Annotated in this window: 3 protein-coding genes; 2 read left to right on the forward strand and 1 reads right to left on the reverse strand. The window is 67.5% G+C overall.

Features of this window, described 5'->3' with window-relative positions; genetic code table 11:
• Positions 1-1,325, forward strand: a 1,325-nt coding sequence (locus tag ACHFFZ_RS11510; protein ID WP_394276754.1) for a DNA polymerase, incomplete at its 5' end; no start/stop codon positions are given.
• Positions 1,326-1,383: 58 nt separating this feature from the next.
• Here ACHFFZ_RS11510 and ACHFFZ_RS11515 read toward each other — a convergent pair.
• Positions 1,384-2,157: a class F sortase gene (locus ACHFFZ_RS11515; protein WP_394276755.1), complete on the reverse strand. Its 774-nt coding sequence runs from the start codon at positions 2,155-2,157 to the stop codon at positions 1,384-1,386.
• A 274-nt stretch (positions 2,158-2,431) separates the two neighbouring features.
• Between ACHFFZ_RS11515 and rpsA the strand changes: the two genes are divergently transcribed.
• The coding region (gene rpsA / locus ACHFFZ_RS11520) for a 30S ribosomal protein S1 (RefSeq protein WP_394276756.1) at positions 2,432-3,756 on the forward strand (1,325 nt) is incomplete at its 3' end.

A 3,756-nucleotide genomic window follows, 5' to 3' on the forward strand; every position in this document is an offset into this window, starting at 1 on the left:
AGGGCCCCGACCCGGCACAGGTGCAGGCTGCCATGGTGCGGGCACGCGCCGTGATCGACCTGGCGCGACAGCTCACCGAGGAACTGGAGGCCATGGGGGAGCTGTCGCTGCTCAGCGAGGTGGAACTGCCCCTGCAAGGGGTACTGGCCCGGATGGAGCGCGACGGGATCGCCGTCGACGTGGAGCACCTCGAACAGCTGCGAGCCGACTTCGACGCGAAGGTGGTCGCCGCCGAGAATGCCGCCTACGAGGTGATCGGCAAGAAGATCAACCTCGGTTCGCCCAAGCAGCTGCAAGGGGTTCTCTTCGACGAGCTGGACATGCCCAGGACGCGCAAGACCAAGAGCGGCTGGACCACCGATGCCGACGCGCTGGAGGGGCTCTACGCCAAGACGCAGCACCCCTTCCTGGAGCACCTGCTGGCCCACCGCGACGCGATCCGCCTGCGCCAGACCGTCGACGGCTTGCTCAAGAGCGTCGGTGACGACGGGCGTATCCACACCACCTACATGCAGACGATCGCGGCCACCGGCCGGCTCAGCTCCACCGAACCGAACCTGCAGAACATTCCGATCCGCACCGAGGCGGGACGCCGCATCAGGGAGGCCTTCGTGGTCGGTGAGGGCTACCAGAGCCTGATGACGGCCGACTACTCCCAGATCGAGATGCGGATCATGGCCCACGTCTCGGCCGACAAGGGGCTCATCGACGCCTTCCGCAGCGGCGAGGACTTCCACTCCGCCATGGCCTCGAAGGTCTTCGAGACCACTCCCGATGCGGTCACCACCACGGAGCGGGCCCGGATCAAGGCGATGAACTACGGGCTGGCCTATGGCCTGAGTGCCTTCGGGCTGTCCAAGCAGCTCACCATCCCGGTGGCCGAGGCGAAGGAGCTGATGGAGGGCTACTTCGAGCGCTTCGGCGGGGTGCGGGACTATCTGGCCGGTGTGGTCGACGAGGCCCGTCGCACCGGCTACACCGCCACCCTGCTGGGTCGTCGCCGGCCCCTGCCCGACCTGAACTCCACCAACCGCCAACGCCGCGAGATGGCCGAGCGGATGGCGCTCAATGCCCCCATCCAGGGCTCGGCCGCCGACATGATCAAGGTCGCCATGCTCCAGGTGGAGAAGGCGCTCGACGAGTCCGGCCTGGCCAGCCGGGTGCTGCTCCAGGTGCACGACGAACTGGTCCTGGAGGTGGCCCCGGGCGAGGCCGAGCAGGTCGAGGCCGTGGTGCGAGACAGGATGGGCAGCGCGATGGCACTCGACGTCCCGCTCGACGTGAGTGTGGGCACCGGTCGCAGCTGGCACGAGGCCGCGCACTGACCGGGCGCCCACACGGCTCCGGCGACCCGATCGGCCCGGGGCGCCAAGGGCTTCCGGTTCAGGCGGTGATCGGCTCGGCGTAGTAGATGATGCGGGAGTCCCAGTGCTCGCGTCGCGCGTCGAAGTCCCAGCAGGTGACGATCGCGAGCTGGTGCCTGCCCTTGGCGTCGTAGAGGACCGTGGAGTCCGGGTCGTAGTCCTTGACGGCGATCTTGGTGCTGGTGGTGTAGCGGTAGCACAGGGTGCGTCCGCTGGCGTCCGAGATGCGGATCACGTCGCCGGGGCGAAGCCCATCCTTGCTGGCGTGCATGGCATTGCCCAGGGCACCGCCGTTGCGGAAGGTGTGCGCGGTGAGCACCACCTTGCCCGTCACGTCGCCGGGGCGGGGGCCGAGGTTGTACCAGCCGATGGAATTGGGCTGGGAGAAGGGCGGGGTGGCCACGCTGCCGTCCTTGGCCACCCCGAGGCTCAGCACCGGGGTGTCACGCACCAGGTCACCCACGGTGGCCCGGGTGGGCGTCATCCTGGAGAAGTCCGTGGAACAACCGGCCGGTGGGGCGGGGGATGCCGCGCCACTCGGCTGGGGCGACGCGGAGGTCTGGCCAGTCGGCTGGCCTGCCCCCATGGACGACCCGCCGGAGGCACTGGAGCCTGCCGAGGCGGAGCCCGAAGCCGCGCCCGCGCTGGGTGAAGTGGTGCTGGGTGGTGTCGTGTTGGGGGCGGGATCAGCCGTGGTCGACTGCTGGCGCCCGGTCAGCACCCACCAGGTGGCGAGCAGCGCCAGTGCGGTCACGCCCGCGATCACTGCGACGATCCGGCGTGCTCTGCTCATTCGTGGGTCCTCCTCGGGTGCGCGGGGACGGACGAGCCCCCGGGGGTCCGACAGTACCCGGGGTCCCGGTTGCCGGTGCCAGTACCCGGTTGACCCTTCAGGAGGGCGAAAGATAGACTCGGCAGTGCGCTGTGGTCTGCGCATCCTCGGACGGAGCAGGCTGTGCTCGTCGTGTCATGTCAATCGCCGGACCTGTTGGTCCGGCCCGATCCTGGCTCGTCGAAGGGCCACGGAGCACCACACGACACACACATCCACTACGGAGTCCTACTACATGACCTCCAGCACTGAGGCCGCACCTCAGGTCGCCATTGACGACCTCGGCTCGCCCGAAGCCTTCCTGGCAGCGATCGACGCCACCATCAAGTACTTCAATGACGGTGACATCGTCACCGGTACCGTCGTCAAGGTCGACCGTGACGAGGTTCTCCTCGACATCGGTTACAAGACCGAAGGCGTCATCCCCTCCAAGGAACTCTCCATCAAGCACGACGTCGACCCCTTCGAGGTCGTCAGCGTCGGCGATGAGATCGAGGCCCTGGTCCAGACCAAGGAGGACAAGGAAGGCCGCCTGATCCTGTCCAAGAAGCGCGCCCAGTACGAGCGCGCCTGGGGCACCATCGAGCAGATCAAGGAAGACGAGGGCGTCGTTACCGGCCACGTCATCGAGGTGGTCAAGGGCGGCCTCATCGTCGACATCGGCCTGCGCGGCTTCCTCCCCGCCTCCCTCGTGGAGATGCGCCGCGTGCGCGACCGGCTGCCCTACGTGGGCCAGGAGATCGAGGCGAAGATCATCGAGCTCGACAAGAACCGCAACAATGTGGTGCTGTCCCGCCGCGCCTACCTGGAGGAGACCCAGTCCGCGGTCCGCTCCGACTTCCTGCAGACCCTGCAGAAGTCCCAGGTGCGCGAGGGTGTCGTGTCCTCCATCGTCAACTTCGGTGCCTTCGTGGACCTGGGTGGCGTCGACGGCCTGGTGCACGTCTCCGAGCTGTCCTGGAAGCACATCGATCACCCCTCCGAGGTCGTCGAGGTCGGTCAGAAGGTCTCCGTCGAGGTCCTCTACGTGGACATGGACCGCGAGCGCGTCTCCCTGTCGCTGAAGGCGACCCAGGAGGACCCGTGGCAGCTGTTCGCCCGCACCCACGCCATCGGCGAGGTCGTGCCCGGCAAGGTCACCAAGCTGGTTCCCTTCGGTGCGTTCGTGCGCGTCGAGGACGGCATCGAGGGCCTGGTGCACATCTCCGAGCTCTCGGGCAAGCACGTCGAGCTCGCCGAGCAGGTCGTCTCGGTCGGTGAAGAGGTCTTCATCAAGATCATCGACATCGACCTCGAGCGTCGCCGCATCTCGCTGTCGCTGAAGCAGGCCAACGAGGGCGTGGACGTCGCTGCCGACGACTTCGATCCGTCGCTGTACGGCATGACCGCGAGCTACGACGATCAGGGCAACTACATCTACCCCGAGGGCTTCGACCCGGAGACCAACGACTGGAAGCCGGGCTTCGAGGAGCAGCGCGCTGCCTGGGAGTCGCAGTACGCCGAGGCACAGCGTCGCTGGGAGCTGCACAAGCAGCAGGTCGTCGACGCCGAGTCGAGTAT

Source organism: Luteococcus sp. (assembly GCF_043424415.1).
GTDB lineage: Bacteria > Actinomycetota > Actinomycetes > Propionibacteriales > Propionibacteriaceae > Luteococcus.

Bases quoted from the DNA above. Each gene is read 5' to 3' on its own strand.
- ACHFFZ_RS11515 (WP_394276755.1), bottom strand. From the start codon at position 2,157: ATGAGCAGAGCACGCCGGATCGTCGCAGTGATCGCGGGCGTGACCGCA.